General features: G+C 72.3%; 14 protein-coding genes. 3 read left to right on the top strand and 11 right to left on the bottom strand.

Translation table 11 applies throughout. The annotated features are described in order from the left end of the window. Window positions 1-71: 71 nt before the first annotated feature. Window positions 72-563, bottom strand: coding sequence for a DUF402 domain-containing protein (locus tag OGH68_RS07350; protein ID WP_264242513.1), 492 nt, complete (start codon window positions 561-563; stop codon window positions 72-74). Beyond that, window positions 544-1,464, bottom strand: coding sequence for a GNAT family N-acetyltransferase (locus OGH68_RS07345; RefSeq protein WP_264242512.1), 921 nt, complete (start codon window positions 1,462-1,464; stop codon window positions 544-546). The genes OGH68_RS07350 and OGH68_RS07345 overlap by 20 nt, the downstream gene beginning before the upstream one ends. Window positions 1,465-1,535: 71 nt before the next feature. On the opposite strand from OGH68_RS07345, the gene OGH68_RS07340 reads away from it, so the two are divergent. Next, the gene (locus OGH68_RS07340) at window positions 1,536-1,931 is read left to right on the top strand and encodes a GntR family transcriptional regulator (protein ID WP_264242511.1); all 396 of its coding nucleotides are present in this window, start codon (window positions 1,536-1,538) and stop codon (window positions 1,929-1,931) included. 198 nt (window positions 1,932-2,129) lie between these two features. Here OGH68_RS07340 and OGH68_RS07335 read toward each other — a convergent pair whose 3' ends face one another. From OGH68_RS07335 to OGH68_RS07320, 4 genes are all read right to left on the bottom strand, one after another. Continuing rightward, complete coding sequence (locus OGH68_RS07335; protein WP_319020187.1) at window positions 2,130-3,227, bottom strand: DUF5925 domain-containing protein; 1,098 nt, start codon at window positions 3,225-3,227, stop codon at window positions 2,130-2,132. A 67-nt stretch (window positions 3,228-3,294) separates the two neighbouring features. Then, complete coding sequence (locus OGH68_RS07330; RefSeq protein ID WP_264242509.1) at window positions 3,295-4,089, bottom strand: polysaccharide deacetylase family protein; 795 nt, start codon at window positions 4,087-4,089, stop codon at window positions 3,295-3,297. Beyond that, window positions 4,086-5,108, bottom strand: coding sequence for a glycosyltransferase family 2 protein (locus OGH68_RS07325; protein WP_264242508.1), 1,023 nt, complete (start codon window positions 5,106-5,108; stop codon window positions 4,086-4,088). Before OGH68_RS07325 ends, OGH68_RS07330 begins: the two co-directional genes overlap by 4 nt. Further along, window positions 5,105-5,938, bottom strand: a complete 834-nt coding sequence (locus OGH68_RS07320; RefSeq protein WP_264242507.1) for a glycosyltransferase family 2 protein — start codon at window positions 5,936-5,938, stop codon at window positions 5,105-5,107. Before OGH68_RS07320 ends, OGH68_RS07325 begins: the two co-directional genes overlap by 4 nt. A gap of 490 nt (window positions 5,939-6,428) precedes the next feature. Here OGH68_RS07320 and OGH68_RS07315 point away from each other — a divergent pair, with 490 nt between their 5' ends. Further along, on the top strand, window positions 6,429-7,238 hold the full coding sequence (locus OGH68_RS07315) for an SGNH/GDSL hydrolase family protein (RefSeq protein ID WP_264242506.1): 810 nt from the start codon (window positions 6,429-6,431) through the stop codon (window positions 7,236-7,238). Between the two features lie 80 nt (window positions 7,239-7,318). On the opposite strand, the gene OGH68_RS07310 is transcribed toward OGH68_RS07315, so the two are convergent. Then, window positions 7,319-8,356 (bottom strand): serine/threonine-protein kinase, encoded by a 1,038-nt coding sequence (locus tag OGH68_RS07310; protein ID WP_264242505.1) that lies wholly within the window; start codon window positions 8,354-8,356, stop codon window positions 7,319-7,321. Between the two features lie 283 nt (window positions 8,357-8,639). Between OGH68_RS07310 and OGH68_RS07305 the strand changes: the two genes are divergently transcribed. Next, window positions 8,640-8,903, top strand: coding sequence for a hypothetical protein (locus OGH68_RS07305; RefSeq protein ID WP_264242504.1), 264 nt, complete (start codon window positions 8,640-8,642; stop codon window positions 8,901-8,903). Window positions 8,904-8,963: 60 nt separating this feature from the next. Here OGH68_RS07305 and OGH68_RS07300 read toward each other — a convergent pair whose 3' ends face one another. The 4 genes from OGH68_RS07300 to hmgA form a co-directional block, all read right to left on the bottom strand. Beyond that, window positions 8,964-10,166 (bottom strand): CaiB/BaiF CoA transferase family protein, encoded by a 1,203-nt coding sequence (locus tag OGH68_RS07300; RefSeq protein ID WP_413470947.1) that lies wholly within the window; start codon window positions 10,164-10,166, stop codon window positions 8,964-8,966. A gap of 313 nt (window positions 10,167-10,479) precedes the next feature. After that, window positions 10,480-11,673 (bottom strand): type ISP restriction/modification enzyme, encoded by a 1,194-nt coding sequence (locus tag OGH68_RS07295; RefSeq protein WP_264242502.1) that lies wholly within the window; start codon window positions 11,671-11,673, stop codon window positions 10,480-10,482. A gap of 23 nt (window positions 11,674-11,696) precedes the next feature. After that, window positions 11,697-12,449, bottom strand: a complete 753-nt coding sequence (locus tag OGH68_RS07290; protein ID WP_264242501.1) for a GntR family transcriptional regulator — start codon at window positions 12,447-12,449, stop codon at window positions 11,697-11,699. A gap of 27 nt (window positions 12,450-12,476) precedes the next feature. After that, on the bottom strand, window positions 12,477-13,805 hold the full coding sequence (gene hmgA, locus OGH68_RS07285; RefSeq protein ID WP_264242500.1) for a homogentisate 1,2-dioxygenase: 1,329 nt from the start codon (window positions 13,803-13,805) through the stop codon (window positions 12,477-12,479). Between the last annotated feature and the right edge of the window lie 79 nt (window positions 13,806-13,884).

The following is a 13,884-nucleotide window of genomic DNA, read 5'->3' as shown; positions in this document are numbered from 1 at the left end:
TCGGAGGCGGAAGGACGAGGAGGGGCGGCCACCGCGGTGGCCGCCCCTCCTGCCGTCGGCCGTTCACCCGTTCACAGGGTGAGCAGCTCCGTGAAGCGGCCCTCGCGGGCACGTCGTTCCAGCTCGTCGAGGGCCGAGACGGCTTCCGCCGCTGCCTCGGGGTCGCGGACGGCAAGGCCGCTCTCCTCGAACTCGTCCTCGTCCAGCCGCAGAATCTCGTGGCCGTCCGCGGACACCCACAGGTCGAGGTCCAAATCCTCGACGCTCACCTCGCCGCCGCCCTCCGCCAGTACGGCGGGCCGGGTGATGTCGCAGTACCAGCCCTTGAGCGTGCCGGCGCCGGTGCGGACCTCCTTGACCGAGTACCAGCGGTTCCGCCAGTAGTGCTCGGTGAACACATCGCCCGGCTCGAAACGTACGAACCCGAAGTCGCGCCCGCCGGGCGCCGCCCACGGGGCGCGGACGGCGAGATGGGTACCGTCGTCGCCGAGCAGCTCGGCCGGGTAGCGGATCTTCGTCGCACCGGCCTTGACGAGCCGTACGTCAATCGAGGGCGCGGACATGGCGTACCTCCCTCGCGCAGATCTCGTACCCGAACCACCTGTTGATCGCGAGCATCGGGCCGTTGTCGGCGTCGTTGTTCGTGAAGGCGTCCGTGTAGCCCGCCGCGCGGGCCCGGCGCAGCGAGTCGGTCTTGGCCAGTTTCGCCAGTCCTTTGCCGCGGTGGGCGCGCAGGGTGCCCGTCATCCCGGACAGATAGCGGGTGGCGCCGTCCGTGATCGCGGCGGTGTAGGCCGCGACCCTGCCGTCCACCACGACGACCGTGGACAGCTGCCGGTCGAGCAGCGGGTCGTTCCAGGTGTGGGCGATCCAGTCCTCGTAGTCGTCGAAGTCGGTGTTGATGTCACTCGGCTCGTCCGAGGTCGCCTCCGCGTCCGCCTCGAACATCGGCCGCGGGTCGGCCTCGAAGTCGGCGGCGGTGCGCAGCTCGGCGCCCGCGGGCAGGGCGGGAAGCTCCTGAAGCGGGCCGTTCGCCAGATCGAGGCGCTGGAAGTGCGCGGAACGAGTGGGCCGGTAGCCGCGCTTCTCGGCGAACGCGAGGTTCTGCGCGCCCTCCAGCACCCACGCGTACACGTTGGTCGCGCCCTCCGCGGCGAGATGCTCCTCGGCGACCCGCAGCAGCAGACCGCCCGCGCCGTGACCCCGGTGCTCCGGATGGACATGCGGGGTGACGAACGACTGCCCGGGCTCCGAGGAGTCGTACGCGATACCGGCATGGGCCGTGCCGATCAGCTCTCCGTCCTTCTCTGCCACCAACAGCCGGTACTTCTTGGCAGGGTTGGCGGTCTCCACCCCGAAGAGGAGGGACGCGGGTGTCGTCACCTCGAAGGGCATGCAGGCACGCCGGACCCGGGTCACGGCTTCGGCGTCCTCGGGGCAAAAGTCACGGATGATCACAGTCATGGGCGGGGACCTTACGCGCGCGGAGGGCGGCGGCGCCTCCGAATATCGGGGCGGTGGGGGAGAATCGCGCCGTGACGACCTTGAACATCACCATCGATGCCGACGCGTCCGACGCACCGTACGAACAAGTCCGTACGCAGATCTCCGAACAGGCGCGCTCGGGTGCGCTGCCGGTCGGTTACCGGCTGCCGACCGTCCGCGGCCTCGCCGAGCGGCTGGGCCTCGCCGCCAACACCGTGGCCAAGGCGTACCGGGCGCTGGAGGCCGACGGTGTGATCGAGACGCGGGGCCGCAACGGCACGTTCGTGGCGGCCTCGGGGGACGCGGCCCAGCGGGAGGCGGCGGCGGCCGCGGCGGTGTACGCGGCGCGGGTGCGCCGGCTGGGGCTTTCGCGGGAGGCGGCGGTGGGGGTGGTGGGGGACGCGGTGCGGGCGGCCTACGAGGGCGGGGGCGGGGGCGAGGGCTGACGGGGGTGGCGCCTGCGACGGGCTGTTCCCCTCCCCGCCCCTTCCCGAAACCGGGCTCCGCCCGGACCCGTAAATGCCGCGCAGCGGCATGTACAGCCCCGCCGGCGTTTGAGGCGCGGGGGTCCGGGGGCGGAGCCCACGGTTCGGGAAGGGGCGGGGAGGGGACAGGCTCCGCGCAGCGGTCCGCCAACCGCCCCGTCAGAGGTACAGGCCCGCGTCCTCGCCGCCCCCCTGCTGCGCGGGGACGGACGCCGGCGGCGTACCCCGTCGCAGTGCGTAGAGCTCCGCCAGCGTCGCGCCCTCGCGACCCACGCCCTGGTCCGTGCCGAGCCAGGACACCGCCTCCGGCCGGGTCAGCGGGCCCACCTCGATGCGGGCGAGGCAGCGGCCCGGGCGGACGACCGCCGGGTGGAGGCGTTCCAGGTCCTCGTTGGTGGTGACACCCACCAGGACGTTGCGGCCCTGGCCCAGCAGGCCGTCCGTGAGGTTGAGCAGGCGGGACAGCGCCTGGCCCGCCGTGTGCTTCGCCTCGCCGCGGATCAGTTCGTCGCAGTCCTCCAGCAGGAGCAGCCGCCAGCGCCCTTTGGAGGTGCCTTCGTCCTCGCCGATCGCGATGTCCATCAGATAGCCGACGTCGTTGAACAGCCGTTCCGGGTCCAGGACGCAGTCCACCTGGCACCAGTCGCGCCAGGAGCGGGCCAGCGTGCGCAGCGCGGAGGTCTTGCCCGTGCCGGGCGGGCCGTGGAGCAGCAGCAGCCGGCCCGCGATGTCGTCGGGCGTGACCTTCATCAGCCGGTCCATCGCGTCGGCGACCGGCGCCGTGTAGTTGGCACGGACCTCTTCCCACGTACCGGCCGCGATCTGCCGTGTCGTGCGGTGCGGGCCGCGGCGCGGTGAGACGTACCAGAAGCCCATGGTCACGTTCGAGGGCTGCGGTTCCGGTTCGTCCGCCGCGCCGTCGGTCGCCTCTTTGAGGATCTTCTCGGCGACTTCGGAGCTGACCGCCGTGACGGTGACGTCCGCGCCGCGGTTCCAGCGGGAGATCAGCAGCGTCCAACCGTCGCCCTCGGCGAGCGTGGCGCTGCGGTCGTCGTCGCGCGCCGAGCGCAGGACGGTGGCCCGGGGCGGCAGCATCGTCGCGCCGGGCCTGACGCGGTCGATCGAGGAGCTGTGGGAGTACGGCTGCTCGCCCGTCGCGAAGCGTCCGAGGAACAGCGCGTCGATGACGTCGGAGGGCGAGTCGCTGTCGTCGACGTTGAGCCGGATCGGCAGTGCGTCCTTGGGGTTGGCAGACATGCCGCCCATGATCCGGCACGTCCCCGGCCGCCGCACGGTCTTTTGCCGGTGCGGCGGCCGGACAGGCTCAGCGGAGGACGAGTGCGGCGGCCCGGCGGGCCCGGCGCACGACGGCGTAGCCCTTGGTGAGGGCACGGTCCTTGGCGAAGTTCCTGGTGAGTGCGTGCCCTTCGAGGAGCCGCCGGAACTCGGCCGGTCCTGTTCCGCGCCGTACCGTCAGCCGCCGCAGTGCGTACGGGCCCTGGCGCCGCGCCGCGTGTGCGTTGCCGACGGCGAGGGCCTGCCTGAAGCCGGCGGTGCGGACGGCGTCGCGGACCCGGCGGTCGGAGTAGCCGTACGGGTAGGCGAACGAGACGGGCGCGGCCCCCAGTTCCTGGGCGATGACGTCCCGGCAGTGGGCGGTCTCGTGGGCGAGGCGCGGGTCGTCGAGCTGGTCGAGCTGGGGATGGGTGTGGGCGTGGCCGCCGATCTCCGTGCCGGCGCCGGCGAGTTCACGCACCTGCTGCCAGTCGAGCATGGTGTCGAGCGCCTTCCCCCGGTCGTACGGGCCGCGCAGCCAGCCGGTGGTGACGAAGACGGTGGCGGCGAAGCCGTGTGCGGCGAGGACGGGGAGGGCGTGCCGGTGCACGCCCTCGTAGCCGTCGTCGAAGGTGATCAGCACCGGACGGTCCGGCAGCGGCCGGCGCCCGCCGGAGCGCCAGGCGTCGCCGAGCCGTGCCGTGGTGACGGGCGTGCACCCGTGTTCCGCGAGCATCTCCATCTGCCGTGCGAAAGCGGCGGGGGAGACCGACAGGCTGTACGCCGCCGGAGCGGGCCGCTCCCCGACGGCGTGGTACATCAGGATGGGCACCGCCCGGTTCATGGAGCGGCCTTCGAGGGTGCGGGTGCCGTGCTCGTGGCGACCGGTCCGGAGGAGAACGTCACGCCGCCGACGCGTGCCCGTACGCCGCCGACGACGCAACCGGCGGCCGCCGCGGTGACGCCCGCGACGATCGCGCCGGCCCGGCGTGCGCCGCCCCTGCGGCCTTGCAGCGCGTCGCGCAGCCCGCGGGCGACACCGGCGGGAAGGACACGGGTGGTGTAGCGGCGCTCCGTCGCGAGCCCTGGGCCCGCTCCCACGCTGCGGGCCACCAGCGCCTTGGAAAGCCCCTCGGCGTAGCTGCGGGTGCGGAAGTAGCCGAACCGTTCGCGGGCGGCGGGGACCCGGTGGTGGATGACCGCGCGGTCGTCGATCAGGAGCACCGCGCCGGGGAGCGCCCGGGTGAGCCGGATGCACAGCTCGGTCTCCTCGCACCCCAGCGGCCGCCGGTCCCCGTCGCGCCCGATGCCGGTGGCGAAGCCGCCGCAGGCGTCGAACGCCGAGCGGCGGAAGGAGGCGTTGCCGCCGAGCACGTTGCGCACCTGCACCTTTCCGGGCGGCAGCCCCCGGTAGGTGCAGCCGACGACCCAGTCGAACTCCTCCGGGAACCATGCCGGTCTGCGGCCGGAGGCCCAGGCGGGCAGGGTGTGCCCGCCGACGGCCATGACCCGCGGGTCGTCGTACGCCTCGGCGAAGTACCGCAGCCAGTCGCGTTCGGCGACGGCGTCGTCGTCGAGGAAGGCGACGAACTCGCCCCGGGACGCCCCGATTCCGGTGTTGCGGCCGGCGGAGAGACCGCGGGAGCCCGCGTTGGCGAGCACCCGCACCTCCGGTTCGGACGCGTAACGGTCGCGCAGCCGCCGCAGGAGCGCCGGATTGTGGTCGGCGACGAGCAGCGTCTCGAGGGCCGGCAGGGTCTGGCGCCGTACCGAGGCGACCGCCGCGAGGATGTCCTCCCAGCGCTCCTCGGTGTAGGCGCAGATCACCACGGAGAAGCGGCGGCCGTCGTGGGACGGGCTCACGACACGCCTCCTCGTGGCCCCGGGACGCCCGGGCTCGCGGGCCGCCGGCGGGCGTCCCGCCGTACGCGCTTCTCCTTGAGAATCACCTTCAGCACCCGCAGCCCGTCGCTGACGGCCCTCAGATTGCTGACGCCGTGGATGCGCAGGTACTCGTGGCTGGGCACCTCCTGGACCCGCAGCCCCGCCTTGACCACCCGGATGTTCATCAGGGTCTCGATCTCGAAACCGGTGCAGTCCAGGCTGATGTCGTCGAGGCAGTGCCTCCAGAAGGCGTTGTAGCCGTAGCAGAGGTCGGTGTACCGCGCGCCGAACTTGGCGTTGACGACGGCGCACAGGACCCGGTTGCCCAGCCTGCGCACCCAGGTCATGTCGTCGGTGCCGCCCCCGTTGGCGAAGCGCGAGCCCTTGGCGAAGTCGGCGCCGGAGACGAGGGCGGAGACGTAGGAGACGATCTCCTGCCCGTCGGCGGAGCCGTCGGCGTCGACCATCACGATGATGTCGCCCGTGCAGGCGGCGAACCCGCTGATCAGGGCGTCGCCCTTGCCCTTGCCGAGTTGCCGGACGACCGTGAGGCCGGGCCACAGGTCACGGGCGACCGCGACGGTGTCGTCGGCGGACCGTCCGTCGACGAGCACCACTTCGTGGATCCAGTCGGGCAGGGTCTTGAAGACGTGCGGAAGGTTCTCCGCCTCGTTCATCGCGGGGATCACGACGCTGACGGGCGGGGTGATGGCGAGGTGCGAGGAGATCGGCCGGTATCCGGCCGACGTGCGGGCGAGTTCGTTCACCGGATCTTGCCCCGGGGCGGCCGGGTGCAGGACTGAGCTCATGGGCCTTCGTTCCCTCTCTCCACCGGTGGACCGCCTTCTCGCGGGCGGCCCGGATGAGTGTCCGGTTCGAAAGGGGGGTTCTACTCATCCGCCCATGACGAAGCCCCGTGCCGCGCTGGGTGGTTGAGCCGGCTTCACTGGCCGCGCCGTCCACGGCTCGGCATGTGCGCGAGCGCGGGGACGAACACGGCACCCCCCTGCCGTAATTCCCGCCCGGTGCCCCTCGCGGTGCCGATGCCCTCCCCTGAGCCGCTGTGCGTGACGGACCGGTGCGGGTGGATGTACGACGGTATTGATGATTGGGACTGTATGACAAGACCGTCGTAGAGGCCCTGCTTTCGGGGTTTTTGACAGCCGATCAGCGCCCGTGTGCGGTGTCGTCCCAACCGTCCCACTGACTCATCAGTAACATTTTTGGCATGGACACTTCCGGTGAAGTCCCTCCGCTGCTACGAAATGTGAGGCAGAGATCCTGCTAAAGGGAGGTTCCATGAAACTGTCCCGAGCCGCGGCATTCTCATCCTCACTCCTCCTCGGCGCCGTCCTCGCTCTCACCGGAGCGGGCCCGGCGCAGGCCGACACCACCGCCCAGTCCCTGGACTATGTGGCTCTCGGCGACTCCTACTCCTCCGGTGTGGGAGCCGGCAGTTACGACAGCGCGAGCGGTAACTGCAAGCGCAGCACCCGGGCCTATCCGAAGCTGTGGGCCAACGCCAATTCACCCTCGTCGTTCGCGTTCACCGCTTGCTCGGGCGCTCGTACGGGTGACGTCACGGCGAATCAGCTCGTCCCGCTCACGTCCGCCACCGACCTCGTCTCCATCACCGTCGGCGGCAATGACGCCGGCTTCGCCGACGTCATGACCACCTGTGTGCTCCAGTCCGAGTCCGCCTGCCTCGCCCGGATCGAACAGGCCAAGGAGTACGTCGACACGACGCTGCCCGGCAAGCTCGACCAGGTGTACTCGGCGATCAGCGCCAAGGCCCCCGCCGCCAGGGTCGTCGTCCTCGGCTATCCCCGCTTCTACAAGCTGAACGGCACCTGCATGGCCGGTCTGAGCGAGAACGAGCGGTCCGCCATCAATGGCGCCGCAGACCATCTCAACGCGGCGATCGCCAAGCGCGCGGCCGACCACGGCTACGGCTACGCGAGCGTCGTCGGGACGTTCACCGGCCATGAGATCTGCTCCGGCGCGTCCTGGCTGCACAGCCTCAACTGGTTCAACATCGGGGAGTCGTACCACCCGACTGCGGCCGGCCAGTCCGGTGGCTACCTGCCGGTGTTCGACTCCGCCGCCTGAGCCCGGCAAGCCACAGCACGGCCGGCGTCGCACCGTGACCGGCCCGCGGGCTCTGCCGCGGGCCGGTCACCGCCCTCGGGTCACGCGCTCCCCGCCACCGCCCAGACCAGTGCCACGACGCAGAGCAGCAGCAGCGCCACGCCCACCGCCAGGACCGTCGTCGCCCGCCTGGATGCGTCGGACGGCCCGGCGGCGCCCGTGGCCGCCGGCGCGACCGGACGGGAGGTCGTGTCCGGCGGTGGGGCGCTGTCCGGCTCGGCCACCGTGTCCGGTGCGGTCCGCGGTGCGGACGCGGCGGGCGTCCCGTCCGTCCGTACGCCGCCACCGCCCGCGCTCACCAGGCGCAACTGGTGCTCGGCCTCCGCGGCGTCGAGCCGGTCCGCCGGATTGCGGTGCAGCAGACCCGTGATCACCGAACCGAGGGCATCGGCCGCGGCCGGTGCCGGGCGCTCCGGGGAGCCGGGCGCCGTGGACGCGTCGGTGGCGGCGCCGAACCGGGAGCGCCCCTCCACCGCCGCGTGCAGCAGGGCACCCAGCGACCACAGGTCCGATTCCGGGCCCGGGTCACGGCCCGCCACCGTCTCCGGTGCGCCGAACTCGGGGGAGTCGTGCTCCGCCACCGTCCCGAAGTCCGTGACCATCACCCGGCCGTCGTTGGCCATCAGCACCTTCGACGGGTTCACGTCCCGGTGCAGCACCCCCGCGGCGTGCGCCGCCCGCAGCGCGGCCAGCACCTCCGCCCCCACGTGGGCGGCACGGCGCGGGGGGAGCGGTCCCTCGGCGTCGAGGACGTCCGCGAGGGTGAGGCCGCGCACCAGTTCGCTCACGATCCACGGCCGGCCGTCCTCGGTCACCACGTCGTGGACGGCGACCGCGTTGCGGTGCGAGACGCGGCCGGCGGCACGAGCGGCGTTCTCCAGGTGTGTGTACAGCCGGCGGACGTCCCCGGCCGCGAGCGAGGCCGGCGCCCTGACCTGTTTGACGGCGACCTCGCGCCGCAGGACCTCGTCGTGGGACAGCCACAGGGTGCCGCCGCCGTCCTCGTCCAGCGGGCTCAGCAGGCGGTATCGGCCCGCGATCAGCCGTGCGGTCCCCGCCGTTCCCGGTACGTCGCTCATGGCGAGCCCCCTGTCCGCAACCAGCGCCGCAGCATGGTGGAAACCACTCCAAGTTAGCTCAACTCATTCCGGTCGTAGTGGTGTTGATAGGCCATCAGTACGATGGAGGCCGGAAATCTTTCTGCACGTTGTCCAACTCGCCCTGGAATCAGTCAGATTCGGAGAGTAATGGTCAACCCGCGTACGAGTGCGGTGAATCATGCAGGCGGGATACACGGGTGTACCGGCGGGGCGATAGGGTTAACCTGCCCGGGCCGGGTGCCTCGTACGGGTGGGGAGTGACATGGATCAGATAACAGTGCGCAGCAGGGCGCGAGTACCTGCCATCACCTGCGGGAGCGGTGCGACCAGCTCGCGTCTCGACCGCCATCTCTCGGTGCTCGGCGGCCCTGCCGTCCCGCAGCGCGAGTCGGCCGAGGCGACGCTCCTGATGCGTGAACTGACCTCGCGTGACGTGACGCACAGCCGCCGGAGCAAGAGCGCCCGCGTGTCGCTCTTCGCGCCGCTGCGCCGGCTGCGCCGCTCACTGTTCGGCAGCCGCGGCTGACCCGACGCCCGGCCCCACCACCCACCCGCTCCCGGCGTCGGGACGACCGCGCCCACCCGCTCAGGCGACCACACCGTCCCGGCGCAGCACCGCCGCAGCTTCATCCGTCATCCCCAGGGCCCGCAGCAGCGCGTCGGTGTGCTCCCCCAGACCGGGAACCGCCCCCATCCGAGCCGGTTCCCCGCCCGGCAGGGTGATCGGGGGCAGCATCGCCCGGAGCGGTCCGGCCGGTGAACCGATCTCGCGCCACCGGTCCCGCGCCTCGAGCTGCGGATGGGCGGCCACATCGGTCATGTTGTTGAGCCGCGCACAGGCGATGCCCGCCGCCTCCAGCCGTGCGACCGCCTCCTCGGTGTCCAGCCCCGCCAGTGCCTTGGCCACGGCAGCGTCCGTCCGCTCCCGGTTCGCCGTGCGGGCCGTGTTCGTGGCGAACGCGGGGTCGAGTCCCAACTCCGGCCGCTCCAGCACCTGTCCGGACAACCGCCGCCACTCGCGGTCGTTCTGCACCGACAGCAGCACCTGACCGCCGTCCGCGGTGGCATAGGCGTCGTACGGTGCGATGACGGCGTGCGCCAGCCCGGTGCGCGCCGGAGGCTCGCCCCCGTGCATCCCGTGGTGCAGCGGATGCCCCATCCACTCGGCCAGCGACTCCAGCATGGAGATCTCCACCGGCCCGCCGCGCCCCGTGGTGCCCCGCCGCAGCAGGGCCGCCAGCACACCGGAGAAGGCGTACATCGCGGCGGCGATGTCGGCCGCCGGGACGCCGGCCTTCACCGGCTCCTCGGGCGTGCCCGTCACGGAGACGAGGCCGGCCTCGCACTGCACGAGCATGTCGTACGCGCGCTTGTGCGCGTACGGGCCAGTCGATCCGTAACCGGAGATGTCGACGGCGACCAGCCGCGGATGCCCGGCGCACAGGGTCTCGGCGTCCAGGCCGAGCCGGGCGGCCGCACCCTGTGCGAGGTTCTGGACGAACACATCGGCCCCGGCGACGAGCCGGTGCACGACGTCGAGGCCGCGCGGATCCTTGAGGTCCACCGCGATGGACTCCTTGCCGCGGTTGCACCACACGAAGTGCGAGGCGAGACCGCGGGCGGCGGTGTCGTAGCCGCGGGCGAAGTCCCCGCCGTCGGGGCGCTCCACCTTGATCACGCGGGCTCCGAGGTCGGCCAGCTGGCGCGTGGCGAACGGGGCGGAGACGGCCTGTTCGACGGCGACGACCGTGATGCCGTCCAGGGGCAGTGGCTGTGGCTGAGGGCTCATGCAGCCGTGCATATCGTGTACGTAGCACCTTTGTCACCACCCGGCGGGTGCGGCGGGTGGCGTCTGCGGCGGGCTTGTTCCCCACCCCGCCCGAAACCGGGCTCCGCCCGGACCCGTACCGCGCTCCGCGCGGTGGCCTCAAACGCCGGCCGGGCTGGATTTCGCTCCGCGAAATCAGCCTCGCCGGCGTTTGAGGCGCGGGGGTCCGGTGGGGGTCCCCCCACGCCGCCAGGCGCAGGCGGAGGAGCCCGGATTCGGGAACGGGCGGGGTGGGGAACGGCCCCGCGCAGCGGCCCCGCCCGCCCCCCCGCCGTCACAGCAGCGCGAACTGCCCCTCCGGCCCCTCCTCCGCGAAGTCCAGGACCGACGCCGGGCGGCGAGAGCGGGACGGTGGCGGGAGGACGCCCGCCGCGCGCAGGGCGGCGGCCGGCAGCCGGGCGTGGCCGGGCGCGGTCAACGCCGCCCGCCGCGGCGCCAGGTCCGCCAGCATCGCCAGCACGGTGATCAGCTCCAGCAGCTCCGAGGTCCACTGCTGCGGCCACGCCGCCGGCCGCACCGCATCCAGCGTGCCCGGCTCCGCCGCCCCCGTCCGCTGCTCGAACCAGAGCTGAAGGACCCGCGCACCGCCCACCTCGTAGTCCCAGGCCGCCGCCGGCACGGGCGAGACGCGGCCGGTGTCGCCGATGACGAGCGTCTCCTCGTCGGGGACGTAGTCGACGGACGACGGCCTGGCCGGCAGCGCCGCGCGGACGTACGGGCGGCGGCCCCCCGGCAGCCGCGGGCGTTCCGCGCCCCGCGCCCCGCGCAGCATGACGCGGATCAGCTCGCGTCCCAGGGCGACCCCGGAGGCCCAGACGCCGGCGTCCGCGGTGAGCGGCACGACGCATCCAGTCGGCGTCGATTCCGCGGCCGCCACCACCCAGGCCGCGACATCCTCCGCGCCCACCGTGCACCCGTACTGCTCGCCGAGCAACTCCGTCAGACCGGGCGCGAGGTTGGGTTCGTGGCCGCCCGGCCGGCGGTACAGCGGCCGGACCCGGCCCGGCCGGCCCGCGGGCGTGCGTCCGTCCGGCAGCAGGCCGGACACCACCAGGGCCGTGCCCGCCTCGACGACGAACAGCTGGTGTTCGTCCCGTACCCGCCACAACTCGGGCCGTGCCACGTCGATCAGCCGGTGGTCCGGTATCAGCCACTGCTCGTCGAACGGCCCGTGCAGCACCCGCACGGGCTCCGGGCAGCGTCCGCCCTCGCGGGCGAGCCGCCCCGTACCGGTCGCCCGGCCGGGCAGTTGTGCGACCGCGCTGTGCGGTCCCCGCAGCCGGGTGGGGCGGAACAGCGCCTCGTGCTCGCCGTCCTCCGCCCGTACGAGGGTGTCCCAACGCGTCCGCAGACAGGCCGCGTCCGGGGCCATCACCCAGCTCCGGCCCAGTCGCAGCGGTGCGACGGACCACGGCATGAGGTCGTCGAGCAGCGGCACGTCCTCGGTGAGAGCAGTCACCGTCCGCATGCTAATAGCCACCGACGACCCGTCTAGTCCGCGGCGTCCAGGGTGACGGAGAAGGAGAACCGGTCCCCGCGGTAGCGGATGCGTGCCACGTCGACGACCCGGCCGGAGTCGTCGTACGTCACTCCGGTGTAGTGGAGGATCGGGCTCAGCAGCGGCACCCGCAGCAGTTCCGCGGTCCGCGGGTCCGCGAGCCGGGCCTCCACGGTGTCCGTGATCCGGCTGATCCGGACGCCGAGAGAGTCCCGCAGGACCTTGGTCATCGGCCAGCGTTCCAGATCCGTGATGTCCAGACCGGCGGCGACGTCCGGGTGCAGCGCGTTCTCGGCCCAGTTGGTGGGCTCCCCGGTGTCGCCGTCGCAGCGCAGCCGCCGGTACACCACGACCTCCGCGGCGTCCGGGAAGTACTCCGTGAGCTCGCCGGGCACCGGCTCCGGGCCGTGGTCGAGGATCGTGGTGCGCTCGCCGGACTGCTGGGCGACGATCGCGTCGATGGAGCCGAGGAGCCGGCGGGGCGCGCCCCGCCGTGCCCCCGGTTCGATGAAGGTGCCGCGCCGCCGGTGCCGGCTGATCAGGCCCTCCTCCTCCAGCTCCTTGAGCGCCTGGCGCATGGTCAGGACGCTCACGCCGTAGTGCTGGGCCAGCTGTTCCTCGGTGGGCAGCCGCAGCGACGCCTCGGGGGGCCGGCCCAGTATCGAGGCGCGCAGCGACTGCGAGACCTGATACCACAGCGGCAGTTTGCGGTTCAGGACCAGCGAGTCAGGGGCGAAGGAGGTCACGGCATCTCCGAAAACGGCATCTCTCCACTACGGCCTGAAGTGGCGCTCCAGACCCTGCCATACGTCGTCGTACCCCTTCTGCAGGTGGTCCGCGTTCGCCGCCTGCCCGGTCGCGGTCACCGGCCAGCGGGTCTCGAACATGAAGGCCAGGCCGTCGTCGATCTTCTGCGGCTTCAGCTCGGCGGCGCTCGCCCGGTCGAACGTCTCCCGGTCGGGGCCGTGCGCCGACATCATGTTGTGCAGCGATCCGCCGCCCGGCACGAAACCTTCGGCCTTGGCGTCGTACGCGCCCTCGATCAGGCCCATGTACTCGCTCATCACGTTGCGGTGGAAGTAGGGCGGGCGGAAGGTGTCCTCGCCGACGAGCCAGCGCGGTGCGAAGACGACGAAGTCGACTCCGGCGAGGCCGGGGGTGTCGGACGGCGAGGTGAGCACCGTGAAGATCGAGGGATCGGGGTGGTCGTACGAGATCGACCCGATCACATTGAAACGGTGCAGGTCGTAGACGTACGGGACGTGGTTGCCGTGCCAGGCGACCACGTCGAGCGGGGAGTGGTCGTACGTCGCCGCCCACAGGTTGCCGCAGAACTTGTTGACCACCTCCACCGGGCGCTCGACGTCCTCGTAGGCGGCGACGGGGGCCAGGAAGTCACGGGCGTTCGCCAGGCCGTTGGCGCCGATCGGGCCGAGGTCGGGGAGCTGGAAGGGCTGTCCGTAGTTCTCGCAGACGTAACCACGGGCCGTCTCGTCCAGGAGCTCGACGCGGAAGCGGACACCGCGGGGGATCAGCGCCACCTCGCCGGGGCGGGCGGGCAGCAGGCCGAGTTCGGTCACGAGGAGCAGCCCGCCGCGTTCGGGGACGATCAGCAGTTCGCCGTCCGCGTCGCTGAACACCCGGTCCGTCATCGACGTATTGGCGTGGTAGAGGTGCACGGCCATACCGGTGCGCTGGGTGACGTCGCCGTTGCCGCCGAGGGTCCACAGACCGGCCAGCCAGTCGGTACCGGGCGCGGGCTCGGGCAGCGGGTTCCAGCGCAGCCGGTTGGGGTCGGGCACGGTTTCGGTGAAGGGGGCGCTGCGGACATGGCCGTTGTCGACGCGCACGAAGGGAGGGTGCGCGGCAGAGGGCCGGATCCGGTACAGCCACGAGCGGCGGTTGTGCGCGCGGGGCTCGGTGAAGGCCGAGCCGCTGAGCTGCTCCGCGTAGAGGCCGTGGGGGGCGCGCTGGGGGGAGTTGCGCCCCTGGGGAAGTGCACCGGGCTCCGCCTCGGAACTGTGTTCGTTGCCGAAGCCGGGGGAGAACGACCGGTCGGTCAGCCCCTCGACCATCTTCCGCGCCTGCTCGGTGCCGCTCATCGCCCGCTCCTGGTGCTGAAGGATTCCTGGAATCCATTCCTATGGACAACCGTAGGATTGCAGGTTCACCCCGTCAACG

Origin of the sequence: Streptomyces peucetius, assembly GCF_025854275.1 — a bacterium.
Classification (GTDB): domain Bacteria; phylum Actinomycetota; class Actinomycetes; order Streptomycetales; family Streptomycetaceae; genus Streptomyces; species Streptomyces peucetius_A.
This window is presented reverse-complemented; position numbering and strand designations above follow the sequence as displayed.